The following is a 22,366-nucleotide window of genomic DNA, read 5'->3' as shown; positions in this document are numbered from 1 at the left end:
GGGCAGCACGTCGGCGCGAAACGGGGGCGGTTTCATGGCAACGAACGAGGCAACGCAGAGCTGGACCACGGGCACGGGCGAACCGTTGACCGACGACACGCTGCAGCAGTTGAACGCGTGGTGGCGGGCGGCGAACTACCTCTCGATCGGTCAGATCTACCTGCTCGACAATCCGCTGCTGCGTCGACCGCTCACCCGCGACGACATCAAGCCGCGTCTGCTCGGCCACTGGGGCACGACGCCCGGACTGAACTTCGTCTACGCCCACCTGAACCGGGCGATCCAGGAGCGCAGCCTCAACACGATCTACATCGCCGGCCCGGGCCACGGCGGTCCCGGCATGGTCGCCAACGCCTATCTCGACGGAACCTACAGCGAGCTCTACGGGGGCATCGATCAGTCGACCGACGGCTTGCGGGCGCTGTTCCGACAGTTCTCGTTCCCTGGTGGAATCCCGAGCCACGCGGCTCCCGAGACGCCCGGATCCATTCACGAGGGCGGCGAACTGGGCTACTCGCTCTCGCACGCGTACGGTGCCGCGTTCGACAACCCCGACCTGCTGGTTGCGACGGTCGTCGGCGACGGCGAGGCGGAGACCGGTCCGTTGGCGACCGCGTGGCACTCCAACAAGTTCATCGATCCGCTGCAGGACGGTGTGGTGCTGCCGATCCTGCACCTCAACGGCTACAAGATCGCCAATCCGACGGTGCTCGCGCGCATCCCCGAGTCCGAACTGCTCGACCTCATGCGGGGATACGGCCACACCCCGTACCTCGTCTCCGGCGGCTTCGACGGTGAGGACCCGATCGAGGTGCACAAGCGCTTCGCAGCGACCCTCGACGTCGTGCTCGACCAGATCGCGCAGATCAAGGCGGATGCCGCGGCCGGCGCGCTCGAGGGCCGACCCGCCTGGCCGATGATCATTTTGCGAACCCCGAAGGGATGGACGTGCCCGAAGGAGATCGACGGGCATCCCGCTGAAGACAACTGGCGATCGCACCAGGTTCCGCTCTCCAGTGCACGCGACACCGAGGAGCACCTGCGCCTGCTCGAGACCTGGCTGCAGTCCTATCGACCGGAGGAGCTGTTCGACGAGTCGGGCGCCCCGGTGTCCCTCGCGACCGCGTTGGCGCCGACGGGTAAGCTCCGCATGAGCGCGAACCCCGTGGCCAACGGCGGTCTGCTCCGCACCGAGCTCCGGCTTCCCGACTTCCGCGAGTACGCGGTCGACGTCCCGTCACCGGGCGAGACCGTGAGCGAGGCGACCGCGGTGCTCGGCACCTGGCTGCGCGACGTGATCGAGGCGAACCCCACGAACTTCCGCATCTTCGGCCCCGACGAGACGGCGTCGAATCGCCTGCAGGCCGTGTTCGAGGTGACCGACAAGCAGTGGAACGCCGAGCTGTGGCCCATCGATGCCGCCGACAACCACCTTGCGCGGGCCGGCCGGGTGATGGAGATGCTGAGCGAGCACCAGTGCGAGGGCTGGCTCGAGGGGTACCTCCTCACCGGCAGGCACGGCCTGCTCAACTCCTACGAGGCCTTCATCCACATCGTCGACTCCATGTTCAACCAGCACGCCAAATGGCTGAACACGTCGAAGAAGATCCCGTGGCGTCGCCCCGTCTCGTCGCTCAACTACCTGCTGAGCTCGCACGTCTGGCGGCAGGACCACAACGGCCTCTCGCATCAGGACCCCGGGTTCATCGACCACGTCGTGAACAAGAAGGCCGAGGTCGTGCGGGTGTACCTCCCGTTCGACGCGAACACGCTCCTGTCGACCTACGACCACTGCCTCCGAACGGTCGACTACGTGAACGTCGTCGTCGCCGGAAAGCAGCCGGCTCCCAACTGGCTCACGATGGAGGAGGCGATCGCGCACTGCACGCGCGGCATCGGCCTGCTCGACTGGGCGGGCACCGAGAAGCCCGGAGAGAAGCCGGATGTCGTGCTCGCCGCGGCCGGCGACGTGCCGACGCTCGAGGTGCTCGCCGCGGCGAGCATCCTGCGCGACCGGATCCCCTCCCTCGCGGTGCGGGTCGTCAACGTGGTCGATCTCATGCGCCTGCAGAACGACACCGAGCACCCGCACGGGCTCTCGGACCGCGACTACGACGCGATCTTCACCGAAGATCGCCCGGTCGTGTTCGCGTACCACGGGTATCCGTGGCTGATCCATCGCCTGACCTACAAGCGGCACGGCCACGGCAAGCTCCACGTGCGCGGCTACAAGGAGGAGGGCACGACGACCACGCCGTTCGACATGGTGATGCTCAACCAGCTCGATCGGTTCCAGCTCGTGATCGACGTCATCGATCGGGTGCCAGGCCTCTCAGAACGCGAGGGCCCGCTCCGACAGGAGATGCAGGATGCCCGGCTGCGCGCCCGGGCCTACACCCGGGCACACGGCGAGGACGACCCCGAGGTCACCGGCTGGAGCTGGAACGGCTCCGGGGAGGGAGGCAGCGGACTCGCCGACACGGGCGACGACAACCGCTGACCCCGCCGCCGGCGTGCGGCCGACCTACCAGATGGTGCCGCCGCCGACCGAGATGCCGCCCCACGTGAGCGCGATGAAGATCGCGGCGAACACGACGGGCGCGATGCCCTTGCCGCTGCGCGCGAGCCCCTTCAAGAGGGCGATCACGGCGAGGACCGCCGCGACGATCGAGAGGGCGCCGCCCAGGATGAGCCCGATGAACAGCGGGATGGGCATGAGCACCAGGCCGGCCAGTGCGAACCAGAACGCGGCCCAGGCAGTCGGATTGGAGCGACGTTCGACTGAGGAAGACATGCTTCAGTATCTCGTGGCCGCGTCTCGAGGGACAACGACCGTCGGGTCGTGCCTCGCCGCACCGGCGATGTCGACCGGGAGCCACGAGCGCGAGGTCGGTCAGTGGAGCGACGAACGCGGGACGATCGACGTCACGCCATCGTTCTGGATCCACAGGTCCGGTCCTGCTGCTGCGAGCGCGAGCGATGCGGGAACCCCGTGGATCGGGTGCACGCAGCTGTTCCCGACCTCGACATACGGGAGTTCGGTCGCAGCGCCGGGAACCCACGGGCAGCCGTAGCCGGCGAGCGCGAGGCCGAACCCGGTCGGCGAACCTCCGATCGCGAGGACGGAGCGCGAAGGCGAGACCTCGAGGGCGGTCCACTCGGCCCGGGATATCGCCGGAGTCGCCGCGGAATCGCGGTACCACGCGCCGCCGGTGGCGCAGAGCACGAGGACCGTGTCGTGAACTGCTGCGACCTGTCGGGCGACCGGACAGGGCGCGGCGATTGCGGCGCCGGCGAACACCAGCCGTCCGGGATCCTGCGGGTCGACGTACGGCAACGCGTCGGGGGTCGGTGTCTCGCTCCACGATGTGCCACCGGTCGTCGTGCGGAGGGCGCGGACCGTGCAGTCGGATCCGGTCGTGGCGATCATCGCCGCCGTCGTGGCGCTCTCCGAGGCGAGCGCGAGCACTTCGTGGATCGCCGTGTCGCCCTCAGGTGCCCGGGACCACGTGGATCCTCCGTCCGTGGTGAGCTCGACCACGGCGGTCGCCCCGAGGAGGCAGTCGCCGCCGCCGCCGTATGCCCGCCAGGCGACCGTGCCGCTCGCAGCGGAGAGGATCGGGAACTCGGTCGGGTGCCTCAGGCCTGGTCCGGCAGCGACCGTCGTGAGTTCCGGAGCGGCGTCGGCGTCACCCTTCGCTCCGTCGGCGGCGCGAACCGCAGCGTACGCGCCCACCGCGGTGACCAGGACCAGTGCAGCGACCGCAGCGATCACCACTCTGCGCCTGCGTGTGCCTGCCGGCTCCGGGTGCGGGTGATCGCTCGTCGCGGCTCCAAGGCGCTGTCGCCTCATGCCCGCGATGGTACTCCCGCATTCGCCGGCGCGGCGAGATGCGACATCCGTCCAATCCGATCCTGCACCTCCTCCGAACCCCTCGTGTCGACCCGATCAGGGTCGGCCCCTACGAAGGAGGAGATCCATGCGATCGATCCGCAGCACTCGCACCGCACTCGCCGTGTTCTCGATCACGGCCGTCGCCATGCTCGGCCTGGCAGGCTGCAGCGCGGGCGGCACCAGCTCGTCGGAGTCCGACGAGCCCACGACATCCGAGGAGTCGATGGCGCCCACCGAAGAGGCCATGGACCCCGCCGCCGACCTCGTCGGCCCCGGTTGCGCCGCGTACGCCGAGGCCGTGCCTGACGGCGCAGGCTCGGTCGCCGGCATGTCCGAGGACCCGGTCGCCGTCGCGGCATCCAACAACCCGATGCTGACCACGCTCACCGCGGCGGTCTCGGGGCAGCTGAACCCCGACGTGAACCTCGTCGACACGCTGAACGGTGACGAGTTCACCGTCTTCGCACCCGTCGACGACGCCTTCGCGAAGATCGACCCCGCCACGATCGAGTCGCTGAAGACCGACTCCGAGACGCTGACGTCGATCCTCACGTACCACGTGGTGCCCGGTCAGCTCTCGCCCGATGAGGTCGTCGGAACGCAGACGACCGTCCAGGGCGGAACCGTCGAGGTGACGGGCTCGGGCGATGACCTGATGGTCAACGACGCGAAGGTCATCTGCGGTGGCGTGCACACCGCCAACGCGACCGTGTACCTCATCGACACGGTCCTGATGCCCACGATGTAGCACCGACCGCGGGGCGCCGAGCCGAACCCGGCCGGCGCCCCGCATCGATCCACCTGAGCCGCGGCACCCGCGGCGCCCACGCGGCATCCGTCGCGCAACTCGAGGAGGAACCTCATGTTCAGCTCTGTCAATCGCGCCGTCGCGACCATCTTCGGCGCCGTGTACGTGCTCGTCGGACTGCTCGGCTTCGCCGTCACCGGCGGCGTCGGCTTCATCGCCACCGAGGGGGGACTGCTGCTCGGCATCTTCGCCGTCAACCCGCTGCACAACGTCGCCCACCTGCTCATCGGCGGCGCCCTGCTGATCGCCGGGATCGCGGGCCTTCGCGCGGCGAAGACGGTCAACATCGTCGTCGGCGCGGCCTACCTGCTGCTCGGCATCGTCGGCTTCTTCCTGGTCGGCACCGGCGCGAACATCCTCGCGCTGAACACCGCCGACCACTTCCTGCACCTCGCGAGCGCGCTCGTGCTGCTGGGCGTCGGCCTCGGAGCCGAACGCGCCGCCTCGCACGTCTCGAACCGCACGGCGACGGCCTAGGGAGCCTGCCGTGTCGGCACTGGCGCACCTCACGCGAAGCTGGCCCGTGTTCTCCGCGCTCGGCGCGGGGCTCGTGCTCATCGCGGTGGGCGCCGGTGCCATGGGCGCCCCGACCTGGGGGATCGCAGTCGCTGCGGCGCTGATCGGGAGCGGCCTCGCCGCCCTCGGTTGGGCCGTCGCGGCGCTGCGCACCGGTCGGGCGCCCGCCCCTCGTGCGGCGCTCGCCGTCGCACTCGTGCTGATCGGGGGGTCCGGGGCGCTGTTCGCCTCGGGCGTCGCGTCGGTCGTCGGCATCGCGACCCTGCCGATGCTCGCCGCCGACCTGTTCGCGCTCGTGGTCGCCTTCGGTGCGGCCGCGACGCTGCGATCGGTTCGATCCGCCACTGCGTCGGAGGCAGGGCGAGCGGATGCCGCGGGCGCGCCGCGCACGACGACGGCCGACGTGCGGTCGGCTAACCGACCCATCGTCTCGGCGGTGGGCGTGGCGGCGGGCGCGGCGCTCGTGGCGGCGCTCGCGACCCCGGCGCTGGCCGGAACCCGTGCCGGCGAGGAGGCCGTGCCGCACGGCGAGCACGGCGCGACCCTCACGGTGCCCGACTCGGGGCACCACCACTGACCCCGCCCCCGTCGGGCGCCGGCGACGCGCGCGGCGGGGGCGGACCCCAGACGACCCCGGGCTCCCGAACCCGGGGCCGTCGCCTTTTCGAATACTGATTGTGAAACAGCGCCCCTCGAACCCGCTCGCTCGGGTTCGAGGGGCGTTTTCGTGCGTTCGAATTCCCTCTTGACGGATAGTTCCGAAAACGCTTTACTAAATCAACTCCCGAACCGAACGCGATGCGATGCAGCGTCGAGGCCGGTCCGCGAGCCGCACCACTGTTCTTCCCCACGGCGTCCTGCCGTACACCCGCGGTCGGTCCTCCCGCCGCCCCCACAGAGGAGATCACATGCGAACCACCCGTTTCGCGGCAGCAGGGGCCCTCGGCCTCGCCGCCGCGCTGACCTTCACCGCCTGCTCCGGCAACGCCGGCGCGACCGGCCCCGACGCAGGCCCGCAGCCCGTGCCCACGACCGACGGCTCGGGCAAGACCGTGACCGTCTGGGTCATGGAGGGCGACTACCAGGACGCGACGCTCGAGGCGATCAACGACGCGTTCACCGAGCAGACCGGTGCCGAGGTCGACCTGCAGATCCAGCAGTGGGACGGCATCACCACCAAGATCAGCACCGCACTCGCGACCGCGACCCCGCCCGACGTCATCGACATCGGCAACACGCAGGTTCCGGGCTACGCCGCGAACGGCGGCCTGCTCGATCTCACCTCGTACGAAGACGACCTCATGCAGGGCGCGACCTGGCTCACCGGACTCGAGGAGCCGGCCCGCATCGACGGCTCGCTCTACGCCGTGCCCGGCTTCGCCGGAACGCGTGCGGTCATCTACAACGCGAAGATGTGGGCCGACGCCGGCGTGACCGAGATCCCGACCACGTACGAGGAGCTCACCGCCGCACTCGACGCGGTCGCAGCCGCGCACACCGAGGCCGACTTCTCGCCGTTCTACTTCCCGGGCCAGTACTGGCAGTCGAGCATGCAGTTCGTCTGGGACGCGGGCGCCGAGATCGCGACCTCCGACGACGGCACCTGGACCGGCGGATTCTCGACGCCCGAGGGCATCGAAGGACTCGAGAACTTCGCGGAGTTCCAGAACACCTACTCGACCGGTGCGTCGGCGACCCTCGACAACATCACGCCCGACCAGAACCAGATCTTCGCCGACGGCAAGACCTCGGCGATCCTGAACACGGGCGGCGGCATCGCGGGCATCAAGAAGGCCAACCCCGAGATCACCGACGACATGCTCGGCACGTTCCCGCTGCCCGGCCTCTCGGGCGACCAGCAGCCGGCCATGCTCGGCGGCTCCGTCTGGGGCATCGCGGCGAAGACGCAGAACCGCGACCTCGCGCTGCAGTGGGCGAAGATCGCCGGTGGGCCCGAGATCCAGGAGGACTACGTCTACGGCGTCGACGGGTGGATCCCGAACAGCGTCGAGGGCATCGAGGCGGCGCAGGCCGCGGGCCTCTCGCCGCTGCAGGCCGGATTCTTCCAGGCGGCACTCGTCTCGAAGGCCACGCCGGGCGCGGCGAACTGGCCGACCATCGAGGGCGACAAGTCGATCGCCGAGCTGTTCGGTGCGATCGCCTCGGGCTCGAAGACGGCCGAGGAGGCCGCGACCGAGTTCGACGCGCACCTGGCCGACGTGCTGAACGACTGAGCGGGCGAGCGGATGAGTACGGGTTGCACCTCAGGGGCGGCGGCATGACCGTCACCGCCGAACCGATCATGCTCGAACAGGGCGCCGCCGCGGTGGGGGATTCACCGCGGCGGCGCCCGCCGCAGGGCATCCGTCGGCGGCGGACGAAGGCCCCGCTGTGGCTCCTCACGCCGGCCGGCCTCGTGATGGCCGTCGTGACCCTGGCGCCCATCGTGCTGCTCGTGCTCATCTCGTTCACCGACTACGACCAGCGCTCGCTGTTCACGGGCGAGTTCTCGTTCGTCGGCGTCGCGCAGTACGGCGCGATCTTCACCGACCCCGACTTCTGGTGGTCGCTCGTGCGCACCATCGGGTTCACGCTCGCCATGGTGCTCGGCAGCGTGGCGATCGGCATGGGGGTCGCGCAGCTCATGACCCGCCTCGGCACGGTCATGCGCTACGTCGTCACGGTCGTGCTGATCTGCGCGTGGGCCATGCCGAACGTCGCCTCGTCGCTCGTGTGGAACTGGTTGTTCCAGCCCGGCTACGGCGTCGTCAACTGGCTGCTCACGCAGGTGGGCGTCTTCGGCGACCTCACCCAGATCGCCTGGTCGCAGCATCCGGTGCTCGCGGCCACGAGCATCTGGGCGCTCATCGTCTGGCAGGCCGTGCCGTTCATCGCGCTGACGCTCTACGCAGCCCAGGTGCAGGTGCCGCCCGAGTACTTCGAGGCGGCCCGCCTCGACGGGGCGAGCGAGTGGACGATCTACCGGTCGATCACGCTCGTGTTCCTGCGGCCGACCCTGCTGCTCATCACCATCCTCTCGATCATCTGGGACTACAACGTGTTCAACCAGATCTGGCTCATCTCGCAGGGCGGGCCCGACGACATCACCACGACGCTCGGCATCTTCACCTACAAGACGGCGTTCGTCGGATTCGACCTCGGCGGGGGAGCGGCCGTCTCGGTCGTCACGACGCTGATCCTGCTCGGGCTGACCGCGCTCTACATCCGCAACCTCGTGCGATCGGGGGAGGAGCTGTGAGCGCGGTCGCCGAGACCGTGGCACCCGGCGCACCTGCGGCCGCCCGCGGCCTCCGCACCCCGACCCGGCGCCGCAGGCGACCCCGATGGGGCAGCAACCTCGTCGCCGGGGTCTTCTGCCTGGTCTGGATCTTCCCCGTGTACTGGATGGTGAACACGGCATTCAAGCCGCGCGCCGAGATCCTCACACCGACGCCGCTCTTCCTGCCGCGCAACCCGTCGATCGAGAACTTCGTCGTCGCGGTCACGCAGACCGGGTTCCTCGTCGACCTGCGCAACAGCCTCGTCGTCGTCGCGGGCACCGTGCTCATGTCGATCGTGCTCGGGTTCTTCGCCGCGGCGGCGCTCTCGCGATTCCGGTTCACGGGGCGGCGCACGATCCTCGTCGTGATCCTCGCCGTGCAGATGCTGCCCGGCACGGCGCTGCTCATCCCGACCTTCCTGATGTTCAACTCGATCGGGCTGCTCGGCACCTTCTTCGGCCTCATGCTCGCGTACGTCGCAGCCGTGCTGCCGTTCTCGATCTGGGTCATGCGCGGCTTCTTCGTGGCCATCCCCGACGAGATCGAGGAGGCCGCCCGCATGGACGGGGCGGGCACGTGGCGCATCCTCGTGAGCGTCTGGTTCCCGCTCGTCGGGCCGGGCGTCATCGCGACGAGCATCTTCGCGTTCATCGCCGCCTGGAACGACTACCTCGTCGCCTACACGTTCATGAAGGACCAGGCGATGTACACGCTGCCGGTCTGGCTCGCCTCGTTCACGACCCCGACGGCCGGTACGGACTTCGGCGGTCAGATGGCCGGGTCGGTGCTGTTCTCGTTGCCCGTGATCGTCTTCTTCCTCTTCATCCAACGCAACCTCGTCGCGGGCATGTCGGCCGGCGCCGTGAAGGGCTGACCGCATGACCCGCGCACTCCTCCCCCGCCCTCGGCAGGTCTCGACGACGCCGGGCGCACGCCTCGACGACGCCGACGCCTTCCGGCTCGACCGGTCGACGACGATCGCGGCCCCGAGCGCGCTCCTCGGCGTCGCCGAATGGCTGGCCGCCGAGGTTCGCCCGGCGACGGGGCTCCCGATGGCGGTGGTCGAGACCGATCCTCGAACGGCGACGGATGCCTCCGCCTCCGGCGGCATCCGCCTCGCGCTCGACGCCGACCTCGGCGAGGAGGCGTACCGGCTGCGGGTCGACGGGAGCGGCATCGAGGTGACGGGCGGCGGACCCGCCGGCGTCTTCCGCGGTGCGACGACGCTGCTGCAGCTGCTGCCGCCCGCGATCCACCGTCGCGCGCGCGTCGAGCACGCCTCGTGGGAGGTCGCCGCGGTCGAGCTCGCCGACGAGCCCCGGTTCGGCTGGCGCGGCACGATGCTCGACGTCGTGCGGCACTTCATGCCCAAGCGCGATGTACTGCGCTTCATCGACCTCATGGCGATGCACAAGCTCAACCGCCTGCACCTGCACCTGACCGACGACCAGGGCTGGCGCATGCAGATCCACCGGTATCCGCTCCTGACCGAGGTCGGCGCGTGGCGGCACGAGAGCCAGATCGGCGCCCACCCCGACGGCGCCGGCGACGGGCGCCCGCACGGCGGCTTCTACACGCAGGACGACCTGCGCGAGATCGTCGCCTATGCCGCAGAGCGCTTCGTGACGATCGTGCCCGAGATCGAGTCCCCGGGGCATGTGCAGGCCGCGCTCGCCGCGTACCCCGACCTCGGCGTGCGCGACGTCGAGCCCGGCCCGCTCGACGTGTGGCCGCGATGGGGCATCGACGAGAACGTCCTGAACGCCGAGGAGTCGACGGTGCAGTTCTTCCTCGACGTCTTCGACGAGGTCATGGACGTCTTCCCCGGCCCGTACATCGGCGTCGGCGGCGACGAATGCCCGCGCGACCAGTGGCGCGAGAGCCCTCGCGTGCAGCAGCGCATGCGGGAGCTCGGACTCGCCGACGAGGCATCCGTGCAGGCCTGGTTCATCGGCCGCATGGCGGCGCGCCTGGCCGAGCGCGGCCGCCGCGTCTTCGGGTGGGAGGAACTGCTCGAGGGCGAGCTCGTCGGTGACGCCGTGATCGCGTCGTGGCGAGGGGCGGCGGCCGCCGCGATCGCCGCGCGGCGGGGATACGACGTGGTGGCGTGTCCCGATGACGTGGTCTACCTCGACTACCGGCAGTCGGATGCCGCGGACGAGCCGATTCCCGTGTCGGTGCCCATCACCGTGCTCGACGCCTACCGATTCGACCCCGTGCCGGTCGGACTCGACGACCGGGCCGCCCAGCACGTGATCGGAGGCCAGGCGAACCTCTGGACGGAGTACATGGACTCCTCGCGCACCGTCGACTTCTTCGCGTTCCCACGGCTGTGCGCGGTCGCCGAGGTGCTGTGGTCGGGCCCAGGCGGCAACGAGGCGGACTTCCTCGGCCGCCTCGACGGACACCTCGAACGGCTCGATGCACTCGGCGTGGAGTACCGTCGCGCCGCCGGCCCGCTGCCCTGGCAGCGTCGACCCGGGATCCCCGGCCGGCCGGAGACCCGGGAGGAGCGCGACCGACACGTCGCGGCGCTCGTCGCCGGACTTGCGGGCGCGTGAGCGCTGCACACGCGAAGATGGGGGAATCCGCTCCGCCCGAGGTGCGGGCCGAGAGGAGCATGCGCATGAGCCGCACACCCGGCAGCGGCGGTGCCGACCTGCGCAGCATGAACGCGCGCCAGGTGCTCGGCGCCCTGCACGGCCAGGCGCAGCCTCAGACGGTCGCCGAGCTCGCGGGCGCCGTGCGCCTCACCCGACCGACCGTCGAGGCCGCGCTCGCCGAGCTCGCGGGCATGGGGTGGATCGACGACCTCGAACCCGAGGCATCGCCGAACCGCGTGGGGCGGCGCGCGCGTCGCTACCGGTTCAACGCCGACGCCGGGCTGCTCATGGGCGTCGACGTCGGGCCGCACGCGGTCACCTGCCTCATCGCCGACCTCAACGGCACCGTGCTGCACTCCGAGGAGCAGCACTACGACGACCACGGCGACGCGGCGACGGCGTGGGCCGTGATCAGCACGGTCGTCGATCGGGCGATCGCAGCGGTCCCCGAGCGTCCGCTGCTCGCGACGACCGTCGGCGTGCCCGCCGTCGTCGGACCCGACGGCGTCATCGCCTACTCGGTGGTCGTGCCCGGCTGGCTCCGCGCCGACATCCCCTCGCTCATCACGAGCTCGTTCCCGTCGGAGGCGACGTACTTCGACAACGACGTGAAGCTGGCGACGCTCGCCGAGGCCGAGTGGGGGCGCCTCGCGGGCGTCGACCACGCGATCTTCCTGCTCGCGGGCCGGCAGATCGGCGCGGGCGTCATCGTGAACGGCCGACTCACGCGGGGCGCGAACGGCGCCGCGGGCGAGATCGGCGGCCTCGACTCGGTCGACTGGGCCTCCGCGCCCATCCGGCTGAACGACTCGTTCGAGCCGCGCATCCCGATCGAGGAGATCTTCGAGCGCGCCGCAGGCGGCGACCCCGAGGCGGTCGGCGCCGTGGCGGTCTTCGCGAGGGACCTCGCCGAGGGCGTCGCCGCGCTCGCGCTCACGGTCGACCCCGAGGTCGTCGTGGTCTCGGGCGAGGCCGCACTCGCCGGAGACGCGTTCCTCGTGCCGCTGCGTCGCGCGCTCACCTCGCTCGCGCTGTCGACGCCCCGTGTCGAGCGGTCCTCGCTCGACACCCGGGCCGTGGCGCTCGGCGCCGTCGCCCGGTCGCTCGACCACCTGCGGGCGTCGGTGCTCGAACTGCCGAAGGCGATCTGACGAGCGCGGTCTAGACGAAGTCCTCGACGTTGTGCGGGGGCTTGAGCTCGGCGGCCGCGCGCACGTCGGCGGCGCGCTGCTGCCGGTTCTTGCGGATCATCCGGTCGTCGCGCAGGGGCAGCTGCAGCTTCTCCTCCGCGGGCACGCCCGTGTGCAGCTGGCGTACGCGCTCGACCTCGGTGTCGAGCACCGCGCCGAGCACGATCGCGAGGTTCGACAGCCAGACCCAGAGCAGGAACGCCACGGCGCTGCCGAGCACGCCGTAGTTGCGCTCGTAGGTGCCGAGCCCCACGGCGTACCAGCCGAACAGCCAGGTCGCGACGCCCCACGTGAGCACCGCCCCAGCCGCGCCGATGCTCATCCAGCGGAAGTTGCGCCGGCGCACGTTCGGCGTCGCCCAGTAGAGCACGGCGATCGTGGCGGCCATGAGGGCGACGGCCACGGGGATCTTCACGAGGTCCCACCAGAAGACGACGCCCTCGTCGAAGCCGAGCGTGCGTGCCGCGGCATCCGCGACCGGGCCGCTCAACAGCAGGATCACGGCGAGCACCGCGACGAGCAGGAGCACCCCGGCGGCGGTGAGCACCATGAGCGGGCGCGACTCCCAGAACGGTCGGCCCTCCTCGACGTGCAGGATGCGGTTCATGCCTCGGCCGAACACGCCGAGGTACCCGGAGACCGACCACAGGGCGCCCGCCGAGCCGACGATGATCGCGAACCACTGGTGCGACGCGTTCAAGAGCTGCTCGACCGGCTCGGTCAGTGCCGTCGCGATGGAGTCGCCCCCGAGGTCGGCGATGACGCCGAGCACGGCCCGGGTGACCTCCTCGGCGGTGCCGAACACGCCGAGGATCGCGAGCGCCGCGAGGGCCGCCGGGAACACGGTCAGCACCGCATAGTAGGTGAGCGCGGCCGCGACGTCGTACGACTGCGTGATGCGGAACTCGTGCCAGGTGCGCACGGCGATGAGGCGCCACTCGTGACCCGAGATGCGGATGGGGGAGTCCTCGTGGGTCATCTGGCCTTCGGCGATCAGTCGAGTTGCTCGTGCAGGAACGCCGCGACGCGTGCGCGCATGGTCTCGTCGAGGATACCGATCGAGTGCTCCGACCCCGAGCTGATCGCGAGGTCGACGGGCACGCCGGCCGCCTCGAGGCTGGACGCGAACCGCCGCGACTGGCCCAGCGGGATCACCTCGGTGTCGGCGTGGCCCACGAAGAACGGCGGGTCGCTCGAGTCGATGAACGTCGCGGGCGAGGCATCCGCCGCCTGAGGGCACGCGTCGTCGCCGGACCCGGGCTCGCAGCCGAGGTACTCCGCGACGATGCCGCGCAGCCACGGCGACGCGGCGTCGGTCGTGAGCTCGGCCGCCGTCAGCCCGACCGGGCCCGAGATCTCGGCGACCGCCGCGACCCGGGACCCGGTGTCGAGATCGCCCTCGCCGCGGGTGCCGAGCAGTGCCGCCAGGTTGCCGCCCGCCGACCCGCCGAACGCGCCGATGCGCGTCGGGTCGATGCCGAAGCGCTCGAGCTGCTCGGGGTCGCGCAACCACTCCACCGCGAGCGCGACATCGTCGATCGCCGCCGGGAAGCGCACCTCCGGTACGAGTCGGTAGTTGACGGATGCCGCGACGAACCCCTCGCTCGCGAGCCACGCGCACACGTTGCGCCAGTCGGCATTCGCCTTGTCGCCGCGCGCCCAGCTGCCGCCGTGGATCGAGACGACCGCCGGCAGCAGGCCCTCGTCGTCGGCGGCGAAGGCGGCGGTCGCCGCCGACGGGCGGCAGACGTCGAGCGTCAGCACCGTGCCGTCGTCCTGCACGCCGTACTCGAGGTCCTGGTCGATGCGGATGCCGGAGGGGGCCGTGAACGTGCGGATGCCGACCTGGGCGATCGTGCTCGAGAGCTCGCTCGCGGCATCCGCCCCTCGAGGGTCGATCTCGCGCAGTTCGCGGTGGAACCCCGAGAGCGCGGCCACGCCGACGACCGCCACGAGGGCGGCTGCGGCGGCCACCAGGATGCGTCGTGCGCGCTGGCGAGGGCCGCCTGCGGTTCGGGTCGAGGTCACGGCGGGCTCCGGTCAGGGGTGCAGTGATGGTAACCCGCCCGAGCGGTTCAGCGGAATCGGGCGGCGCGGATGTCGCCGCTCGCCCGGGGCGGACACGGCGCAGGGGTCGGTGCACGGCGGTTTCTCAGCGGCATCCGGTAGCCTGATGACGTCGGTTCTGGACACCGCACATGTCGTGCGGATGGGTTTGTGAGTCCAAAGGGCCGGTTTCGCGTCATCAGGTCGCGAATAGTCACCGTATGTGAACGGCCCCGGTCGACGATGTTCCGGGTTCTCAGCGCGCGCCTTCAGCGGTGCTGCCATGTACTTGAAGTAACCCAGGAAGCACATCCATGCCCAAGAACAAGAAGCCCGCCGGCGGACGCCCGGCCAAGAACTTCGATCCCTCGTACGCGAGCGGCGGCAAGGGTCGTCCGGCACGCGCCGGCGGCACCAAGCCCGGATCGCGCAGCGCCGGCCACCGCGGCTACCGCCCCGAAGAGGCCGACGCCCCCCGCGTCAAGGACCGCTGGTCGCGCGACGAGCGCGTCTCCACCGGCCGCACCCCCCACCGCGCCGACCGTGACGGTCGCGACGCCGGCGCCGGTCGCGCCCCCCGCGAAGACGACCGTGGCGCGCGTCGCTACGACCGCGACGACCGCGCTCCCCGTTCGTTCGACCGCAACGACCGCCCTGCGCGTTCGTTCGACCGCAACGACCGTCCGGCTCGCGATGACCGCGCCCCTCGTTCGTTCGACCGCAACGACCGTCCCGCTCGTGACGACCGCGCCCCCCGTTCGTTCGACCGCAACGACCGCCCCGCGCGTTCGTTCGACCGTGACGACCGTGCGCCTCGGTCGTTCGATCGCAACGACCGCCCGGCTCGTGACGATCGCGCCCCTCGGTCGTTCGACCGCAACGACCGTCCCGCGCGTTCGTTCGACCGGAACGACCGCAACGACCGGCCCGCCCGCTCGTTCGATCGCAACGACCGTCCGGCCCGCGATGACCGTGCGCCTCGTTCGTTCGACCGCAACGACCGCCCGGCGCGTTCGTTCGACCGTGACGACCGTGCCCCCCGTCGCGACTTCGACCGCAACGACCGCCCCGCGCGCTCGTTCGATCGCAACGACCGTCCGGCCCGCGATGACCGCGCTCCTCGTTCGTTCGACCGCAACGACCGCCCCGCGCGTTCGTTCGACCGCGATGACCGTGCCCCCCGTCGCGACTTCGACCGCAACGACCGTCCGGCTCGCTCGTTCGACCGCGCCGGGTTCCAGGACTCCGAGCGTCGTCCGTCGAGCTTCTACCCGGCGAAGGACGCGGGCAGCCGCTTCACCCCGAACGACGACGTCGTGCTCGAGCGCCTCGAGGCCGAGGCCATCCAGGCCGGCGACGTCGACGGCGTGACCTTCGGCGACCTCGGCCTCGGCCAGAACGTCGTGCGCGCGCTCGCCGACCTCGGCGCCGCCTCGCCGTTCCCGATCCAGGCCGCGACGATCCCCGTCGTGCTCGAGGGTCGCGACGTGCTCGGCCGCGGCAAGACCGGCTCGGGCAAGACCATCGCCTTCGGTGCCCCCACCGTCGAGCGCCTCATGAAGCTCTGGGCCGAGTCCGGCAAGTCGGGCGGCAAGCGCCAGATGGGCCGCCGTCCGCGCGCCCTGATCCTGGCCCCGACCCGTGAGCTCGCGCTGCAGATCGACCGCACCGTGCAGCCGATCGCGCAGAGCGTCGGCCTCTTCACCACCCAGATCTACGGCGGTGTGCCCCAGGGCCGCCAGGTCGGTGCGCTCCAGCGCGGCGTCGACATCGTGATCGGCACGCCCGGCCGCATCGAGGACCTCATCGAGCAGGGTCGCCTCGACCTCAGCGAGATCGCCGTCACGGTGCTCGACGAGGCCGACCACATGTGCGACCTCGGGTTCCTCGAGCCCGTGCAGCGCATCCTCCGCCGCACCGCGAAGGGCAGCCAGAAGCTCCTCTTCTCGGCCACGCTCGACCAGGGCGTCGCGACGCTCGTCGACGAGTTCCTCGTCGACCCGGCCGTGCACGAGGTCGCCGGCGAAGACCAGGCCTCCTCGACGATCGAGCACCGCGTGTTCGTGATCGAGAACCGCGAGAAGCGCGACATCGTCGCCCAGCTCGCGAACCGCAAGGGCAAGACCCTCGTCTTCAGCCGCACGCGCGCCTTCGCCGAGGACCTCACCGATCACCTGTCGGACTACGGCATCCGTGCCGTCGCCCTGCACGGCGACCTCAACCAGTCGCGCCGCACGCGCAACCTGCAGCAGCTCACCTCGGGCCGCGTCGACGTGCTCGTGGCGACGGATGTCGCGGCACGCGGCATCCACGTCGACGACATCGACCTCGTGATCCAGGCCGACGCGCCCGACGAGTACAAGACGTACCTGCACCGCGCCGGCCGCACCGGCCGCGCGGGCAAGGAGGGTCGCGTGGTCACCCTGATCCCGCGCAACCGCCAGCGCCGCATGACCGACCTGCTCGACCGCGCCGAGATCGACGCGCCGTTCGAGTTCCTCGCGTTCGGCGAGGAGGCGTTCCCCGAGGACCACGCCCCCGCGCAGGCGCAGGTCGAGCCCGACACGGCCGACACCCCCGACGTGCTCGAGGAGGCCGACGAGACCGTCGACGTCATCGAGATCGAGGTCGAGGACGAGAACACGGATGCCGCGGCCGACGCCGCGGACGAGGCCGGCACGCCCGAAGCCGCCGAGTCCGACGAGCCCACGGCCGTCTGAGACATCCGTCACCCGAGAACGAACGGGCCCGCGTCGTCATGACGCGGGCCCGTTCCGCGTTCGGGGGTTGCGAACGTGAGAGCGGTTGCACGGCGCGGCCGCCCGGGATTCCTTGACAGCCCGGATCGGAAGTCGATATGTTGACGTCAACATTCAGGATGTTGACGTCAACATCCCTTCTGATTGGAACAGACAACGGTGTCCTCTTCGAACGAACGTCCGCGCCATGCCATCGCGCGCCGCGCCGCTGCCGGCCTCGCCGCCGCAGCCGTCGTGGCCGGCTCATTCCAATTCGTCTCGGAGGCCGCGTCCGCCGCGGAACCCGACGCGATCCTCACACCCAACCCCGCCGTCACCGGTCCGGCCTTCGAAGGCTGGGGCACCAGCCTCGTCTGGATGGCCAACGCGACGGGCGCCTACCCCGAAGAGCTCCGCACGGAGCTCATCGACCAGCTCTTCGGCGAAGACGGCCTGCGCCTGAACATCGCCCGCTACAACGTGGGCGGCGGCAACGCGACCGACGTCGACGACTACCTGCGCGCCGGCGGCGCCGTTCCCGGGTGGTGGAATCCCGACGCGCCCCTGACCGACGGCGCCGGCGCGATCACCTCGTCGTACGCCGACCGGGACCGCTACCTCGCCGCATGGACCGGCGACGAGGCATCCGACTACGACTTCGACGTCGATGCGGCGCAGCTGGCCTGGGTCGACGAGATCAAGGACCGCGTCACGAAGTGGGAGGCCTTCAGCAACTCGCCGCCCTACTTCATGACCGAGAGCGGCTACGTCTCCGGCGGATTCGACGCGAACGCCGAGCAGATCAAGCCCGCCGCGATCGGCAAGTTCGCCACCTACATGAAGACGGTCGTCGAGCACGTCGAGGACGCCTACGGCATCTCGTTCGACACCATCGACCCGCTCAACGAGCCGAACACGAACTACTGGGGCACGACGCTCAACGGCTCGGGCAAGCCCACCGGCGGGCGCCAGGAGGGCGCCCACGTCGGACCGGCCCGCCAGGCCGAGGTGCTCACCGCACTCGCCGCCGAGCTCGACGAGGCCGACACGACCACCGCTGCCGGCATCTCCGGACCCGACGAGACCAACCCCGGCCGGTTCGTCACCGACTGGGACGGCTGGACGCCCGCGGCCAAGCAGGCCGTCGACCAGCTCAACGTGCACACCTACGGCACCGGCGACCGCCTGCGCGTCCGCGACATCGCGAAGTCCGCCGACAAGCCGCTCTGGATGAGCGAGGTCGAGGGCAACTGGGGCGGCAACTCCTGGAACCCCGCCTCCATCGAGAACGGGCTCGGCATCGCCCAGCACATCACCGGCGACCTGCGCGAGCTCGACCCGTCGGCCTGGGTGCTCTGGCAGCCGGTCGAAGATCTCTACAACATGGAGAAGACCGAGAAGCTCAACTGGGGCTCCGTCTTCATCGACTTCGACTGCAACGCCGACGGCGACTCGGTGCGGCGCCTCGCCGACGGCGACGCCGACCCGTCGTGCCGCGTCGCGACGAACACGAAGTACGACACGCTGCGCAACTTCACCCACTACATCGAGCCCGGCGACCGCGTCGTGCCGACGAACGACACGAACACGACCTCCGCGGTGAAGGCCGACGGCACCGGTGCGGTGCTCGTGCACACCAACACCGCCGCCACCGCGAAGACCGTTCGCGTCGACCTCTCGCGATTCGCCGAGATCGGCGCAGGCGCGACCGTGACGCCGATCGTCACGACCCAGTCGCCCGGCGACCAGCCATCGGCGAACGCGCTCGTCGCCGGTGCGCCGGTCGCGATCGACGCGGCCACGAAGTCGGCCGTGCTCACCGTGCCCGCCAAGTCCGTCACCACCTTCGTCGTGGACGGCGCGAGCGGTGTCGCCGCCGACGCACCCGCACTGCGCGACGGCGAGGACTTCCGCCTCATCGGCACGCAGAGCGGCAAGCCCGTCACCGCCACCGCAGGATCGCCCGCGACCGTGCTCGGCGGCTCGACCGACGACGCCGCCGCGCAGGTGTGGACGGCGACCCGCCTCTCCGAGGGCGACGGAACCGCGCGAGACCGCTTCGTGCTCCGCCTCGCCGACGGGCGGGCGCTCGCGACGAACGGCAACAGCACCGTGCTGCGCACCATCAGCGACGAGGACGCGGCGACGGATGCCTCGGCGCAATGGCTCGCGAGCTCGACCGACGGCACGCGCTTCACGCTGTTGAACGCCGCACGTGAGCGCGTGCTCGACGTGTCCGGCCAGTCGACTTCGGCCGGCGCGACCGTCGGACTCTGGCAGTCGAACGGCGGGGCGAACCAGACCTTCACGCTCGACCTCCCCGAGACCGAGGCCGACGGCGACTTCCCCGAGGCGACGCTGGCCGAGCTCGTGGCGCGCGACTTCACCCTGTACTTCGCGAACAGCGGCGCCGTGACGACCGACGCCGTGGCCACGACCGACCGCATGGGCCTCTACCAGACCCGCTCCGACCAGCCGTTCGGCGCCGAGGCGGCGACCGGGGCGAGCTGGGGCTACGTCGCGAGCGGCACGTCGAATCCCGTTCGAGGCAACTCGAGCACCTCGACGGCTCGCACCGACACGCTCCTCGTCGATCAGGAGCCCACCGGTGCGACGCTCGCGAACCGCGAGGTCGGCTACGGCTTCGACCTGCCCGAGGGCGACTACGAGGTCACCTTCGGGTTCGACCTGCCCTCCGGCTGGGCGGCTCGCACGGTCGAACTCCGCGCTGAGGGGCAGGTGCTCGCGAGCGTGACGCCCGGCGAGGCGCTGCTCGAGCGCACCTTCCCGGTGACCGTGAGCGACGGGCGACTGGACGTCTCGGTGAAGAGCCCCACCGGGCGCACCAACGCCTATCTCGATCCCGCGGTCAACTACGTGATCGTCAAGGCTCCGACCGAGTGGACCACCGAGGTGCTCGTCGAGCAGCTCGCGCAGTCCGAGGCATCCGAGGGGGTCGACTACACCGATTCGAGCCTGGAGGAGCTGGTCGCGGCACGCGCAGCAGCGCAGGACCTCGTCGACGCGGCATCCGTCGACGACGAGGCCATCGAAGCCGCCTACTTGCGCCTCAAGGCGGCGTTCGAGGAGCTGCTCGAGGCGATCCCCGCCTACACGAGCTTCCGCCCGGGCCAGGAGTGGCGCGACACGAGCGGCAAGATCATCCAGGCGCACGGCGGTCAGGTCGTCCCGTCGACCGATGAGGACGGCGAGACGATCTACTACCTCTACGGCGAGGACCGCACCAACGGCTACCACTCGGCGCCGGGCGTGCACGTGTACAGCTCGTACGACCTCTACAACTGGACCGACCGGGGCCTCGCGCTGCGGGCGCTCGCCTCGAAGGACCAGTTCGACGAGCCGTACTACGAGGAGCTCTACGGCGACTACACCCAGGCGCAGAAGGACGCCGTGTACCGCGACCTGGGCACGGTGCCCGTGGCCGGGGTGACGCCGCCCATCATCGAGCGGCCGAAGGTGATCCACAACGAGGCCACGGGCAAGTGGGTCATGTGGGCGCACATGGACGGCCCGTCGGAGACGTCGACGGCGCAGTACGCGAAGGCCAAGGCCGGCGTCGCGATCGCCGACTCGCCGTTCGGACCGTTCCGGTACATCGACAGCTACTACCTGAACTCCTCGCCCGACGGCTGGGGAACACCGGGCATGGCTCGCGACATGAACCTCTTCGTCGACGACGACGGCACCGGCTACATCCTGTACTCGAGTGAAGACAACGCGACGATGTTCATCTCGAAGCTCGACGACGAGTACACCGATCTCGCGACGCCCGCCGACGAGGCGGTCGAAGGAGTCGACTTCAACCGCATCTTCGTCGGCAAGTCCCGCGAGGCTCCGGCGATCTTCAAGCACGACGACCGCTACTTCCTGCTGACCTCCGGCACGAGCGGCTGGTCGCCGAACCCCACGCGGTACGCGAGCGCGACCGACATCATGGGCGACTGGACCGAGATCGGCGACCCGTTCCCGTGGTGGGCGCAGTCGAACTCGTGGAACACGCAGCCGACCTCGGTGATCCCCGTCGACCGCGAGCACGGCAAGTACATCTACATGGGCGATCGTTGGAACGGGGGTTCCGACACCGCGCTCGCGAACGCACCGCTCGTGTGGCTGCCGATCAGCCTGGGCGAGGGCGGCGACACGCTCTCGGTCGAGGTGTACGACGAGTGGACCCTCGACCAGCTCGACGGCTGGTCCGAGTGGAAGGTCTCCGGCGTGCCGTCGAGCGTCAAGCTCGGCGAGCCGCTCGACACGGCCACCGTCACGGTCACGGCGAACGGCGAGACCACGACGCAGGCCGTCACATGGGCGTTCGACGGCTCGTTCGACCTGCCGGGCACGGTCACCGCGACGGGCACCCTGCCCGACTTCGGGGGGCGCACGTTCACCCGCACCATCACGGTCGTCCCCGAGAACGTGCGCTACGCCGTGAACGCGGGCGGACAGCGGACCCCCGACTGGCAGACGCTCGTCGACACCGCCGCCGAGCAGGCGCCGCTGCTGAACAGCCGCCCCGACCAGAAGTACGGGGTCGACGCGGGCACGAGCACCGCCTGGGGCTACCTGGGCGACCAGAACGCGGTGTCGACGCAGAGTGACACGATGTTCGGCACGCTGCGCTATGCGACCGAGGGAGCGGACCTCGCCTACCGCTTCGACGGGCTCGAACCGGGCACGTACACCGTGTACGCCGGATACTCCGACCCGTGGGCGCAGTGGAACGACCGTGGTGCGAAGGTCACCGTGAACGGCGTCGTCGTCGAAGCCGATCACGACTTCGACGCGACGAACCAGACCGCGGCCTACGCCGGCGTGGTCGTCGGCGAGGACGGGCGCGTCGACCTCTCGCTGAGCCCGACGCGCGGACCCGACGTGCAGCTGAGCTGGCTCGTCATCACGTCGGACACGGCTCCCGAGCCGGAGCCCGAGCTCGACGTGACGGCGACCGCGAGCACGAGGTGCGTTGCGAAGAAGGTCGTCGTGACCGCGACGCTGGCCAACGCGGCGGAGGTTCCCGTCGCGGTGACGTTCTCGTCGGCCTACGGCCAGAAGACGTTCGCCGCAGTCGCTCCGGGCAAGAACGCCTCCGCGGCCTTCACGACCCGGCAGGCGAGCCTGTCGGCCGGCGCCGTCACGGTGACGGTCGAGGCCGTCGTCGACGGGAAGACGGTGACACGCACGGTTGATGCCGCGTACAGCGGCGCCTCGTGCGAGTGAACGCCGACCCGGAACCCGCCCGAACCGACACGACACGACACGACACGACAT

The 22,366-nt window shown here is 70.5% G+C and carries 15 protein-coding genes; 11 read left to right on the top strand and 4 right to left on the bottom strand.

The genetic code is table 11. The annotated features are described in order from the left end of the window. Positions 1–34: 34 nt before the first annotated feature. Entirely contained in the window at positions 35–2,500 is a 2,466-nt protein-coding gene (locus tag GQR16_RS16815) for a phosphoketolase family protein (RefSeq protein WP_157416309.1), read from the top strand. Positions 2,501–2,524: 24 nt separating this feature from the next. On the opposite strand, the gene GQR16_RS16810 is transcribed toward GQR16_RS16815, so the two are convergent. Both GQR16_RS16810 and GQR16_RS16805 read right to left on the bottom strand, forming a co-directional pair. Continuing rightward, on the bottom strand, positions 2,525–2,794 hold the full coding sequence (locus GQR16_RS16810; RefSeq protein WP_157416308.1) for a hypothetical protein: 270 nt from the start codon (positions 2,792–2,794) through the stop codon (positions 2,525–2,527). A 99-nt stretch (positions 2,795–2,893) separates the two neighbouring features. Next, a complete protein-coding gene (locus GQR16_RS16805) occupies positions 2,894–3,775 on the bottom strand; it encodes a hypothetical protein (protein WP_157416307.1) in 882 nt (293 codons plus the stop codon). A 205-nt stretch (positions 3,776–3,980) separates the two neighbouring features. Here GQR16_RS16805 and GQR16_RS16800 point away from each other — a divergent pair, with 205 nt between their 5' ends. The 8 genes from GQR16_RS16800 (at position 3,981) to GQR16_RS16765 (ending at position 12,254) form a co-directional block, all read left to right on the top strand. Further along, entirely contained in the window at positions 3,981–4,643 is a 663-nt protein-coding gene (locus GQR16_RS16800; RefSeq protein WP_157416306.1) for a fasciclin domain-containing protein, read from the top strand. A 114-nt stretch (positions 4,644–4,757) separates the two neighbouring features. Next, entirely contained in the window at positions 4,758–5,180 is a 423-nt protein-coding gene (locus GQR16_RS16795) for a DUF4383 domain-containing protein (RefSeq protein WP_157416305.1), read from the top strand. Between the two features lie 10 nt (positions 5,181–5,190). Continuing rightward, positions 5,191–5,796, top strand: a complete 606-nt coding sequence (locus GQR16_RS16790) for a hypothetical protein (protein ID WP_246200899.1) — start codon at positions 5,191–5,193, stop codon at positions 5,794–5,796. A gap of 331 nt (positions 5,797–6,127) precedes the next feature. Beyond that, positions 6,128–7,453, top strand: coding sequence for an extracellular solute-binding protein (locus GQR16_RS16785; protein ID WP_157416304.1), 1,326 nt, complete (start codon positions 6,128–6,130; stop codon positions 7,451–7,453). A 44-nt stretch (positions 7,454–7,497) separates the two neighbouring features. Further along, entirely contained in the window at positions 7,498–8,478 is a 981-nt protein-coding gene (locus GQR16_RS16780) for a carbohydrate ABC transporter permease (protein WP_157416303.1), read from the top strand. Continuing rightward, on the top strand, positions 8,475–9,374 hold the full coding sequence (locus tag GQR16_RS16775) for a carbohydrate ABC transporter permease (protein WP_211373561.1): 900 nt from the start codon (positions 8,475–8,477) through the stop codon (positions 9,372–9,374). Before GQR16_RS16780 ends, GQR16_RS16775 begins: the two co-directional genes overlap by 4 nt. A 4-nt stretch (positions 9,375–9,378) precedes the next feature. After that, positions 9,379–11,061, top strand: a complete 1,683-nt coding sequence (locus tag GQR16_RS16770; protein WP_157416302.1) for a beta-N-acetylhexosaminidase — start codon at positions 9,379–9,381, stop codon at positions 11,059–11,061. A 65-nt stretch (positions 11,062–11,126) separates the two neighbouring features. Further along, positions 11,127–12,254: an ROK family protein gene (locus tag GQR16_RS16765; RefSeq protein ID WP_170298546.1), complete on the top strand. Its 1,128-nt coding sequence runs from the start codon at positions 11,127–11,129 to the stop codon at positions 12,252–12,254. Positions 12,255–12,264: 10 nt separating this feature from the next. Here the strand turns inward: GQR16_RS16765 and GQR16_RS16760 are convergent, their stop codons facing one another. Beyond that, complete coding sequence (locus GQR16_RS16760; protein WP_157416300.1) at positions 12,265–13,272, bottom strand: YihY/virulence factor BrkB family protein; 1,008 nt, start codon at positions 13,270–13,272, stop codon at positions 12,265–12,267. Positions 13,273–13,286: 14 nt separating this feature from the next. Next, the gene (locus GQR16_RS16755; RefSeq protein ID WP_157416299.1) at positions 13,287–14,321 is read right to left on the bottom strand and encodes an alpha/beta hydrolase; all 1,035 of its coding nucleotides are present in this window, start codon (positions 14,319–14,321) and stop codon (positions 13,287–13,289) included. A 332-nt stretch (positions 14,322–14,653) separates the two neighbouring features. On the opposite strand from GQR16_RS16755, the gene GQR16_RS16750 reads away from it, so the two are divergent. Together GQR16_RS16750 and GQR16_RS16745 are read left to right on the top strand one after the other, a co-directional pair. Further along, positions 14,654–17,059 carry a DEAD/DEAH box helicase gene (locus GQR16_RS16750; protein WP_157416298.1) on the top strand — a complete coding sequence of 802 codons (2,406 nt, stop codon included), beginning with the start codon at positions 14,654–14,656 and terminating at the stop codon, positions 17,057–17,059. Between the two features lie 198 nt (positions 17,060–17,257). After that, a complete protein-coding gene (locus GQR16_RS16745; RefSeq protein WP_157416297.1) occupies positions 17,258–22,315 on the top strand; it encodes a family 43 glycosylhydrolase in 5,058 nt (1,685 codons plus the stop codon). The last annotated feature ends 51 nt before the right edge of the window (positions 22,316–22,366 follow it).

It is taken from the genome of Agromyces allii, from assembly GCF_009749385.1.
GTDB lineage: Bacteria > Actinomycetota > Actinomycetes > Actinomycetales > Microbacteriaceae > Agromyces > Agromyces allii.
Note: the sequence above shows the minus strand (reverse complement) of the source record. Positions and strands in the feature narration are given on the sequence as shown.

Excerpts from the sequence above, each read along its gene's own strand:
- GQR16_RS16815 (WP_157416309.1), top strand. The coding sequence starts at position 35 with ATGGCAACGAACGAGGCAACGCAGAGCTGGACCACGGGCACGGGCGAA.
- GQR16_RS16810 (WP_157416308.1), bottom strand. The coding sequence starts at position 2,794 with ATGTCTTCCTCAGTCGAACGTCGCTCCAATCCGACTGCCTGGGCCGCG.
- GQR16_RS16800 (WP_157416306.1), top strand. The coding sequence starts at position 3,981 with ATGCGATCGATCCGCAGCACTCGCACCGCACTCGCCGTGTTCTCGATC.
- GQR16_RS16795 (WP_157416305.1), top strand. The coding sequence starts at position 4,758 with ATGTTCAGCTCTGTCAATCGCGCCGTCGCGACCATCTTCGGCGCCGTG.
- GQR16_RS16785 (WP_157416304.1), top strand. The coding sequence starts at position 6,128 with ATGCGAACCACCCGTTTCGCGGCAGCAGGGGCCCTCGGCCTCGCCGCC.
- GQR16_RS16780 (WP_157416303.1), top strand. The coding sequence starts at position 7,498 with ATGACCGTCACCGCCGAACCGATCATGCTCGAACAGGGCGCCGCCGCG.
- GQR16_RS16770 (WP_157416302.1), top strand. The coding sequence starts at position 9,379 with ATGACCCGCGCACTCCTCCCCCGCCCTCGGCAGGTCTCGACGACGCCG.
- GQR16_RS16765 (WP_170298546.1), top strand. The coding sequence starts at position 11,127 with ATGAGCCGCACACCCGGCAGCGGCGGTGCCGACCTGCGCAGCATGAAC.
- GQR16_RS16760 (WP_157416300.1), bottom strand. The coding sequence starts at position 13,272 with ATGACCCACGAGGACTCCCCCATCCGCATCTCGGGTCACGAGTGGCGC.
- GQR16_RS16750 (WP_157416298.1), top strand. The coding sequence starts at position 14,654 with ATGCCCAAGAACAAGAAGCCCGCCGGCGGACGCCCGGCCAAGAACTTC.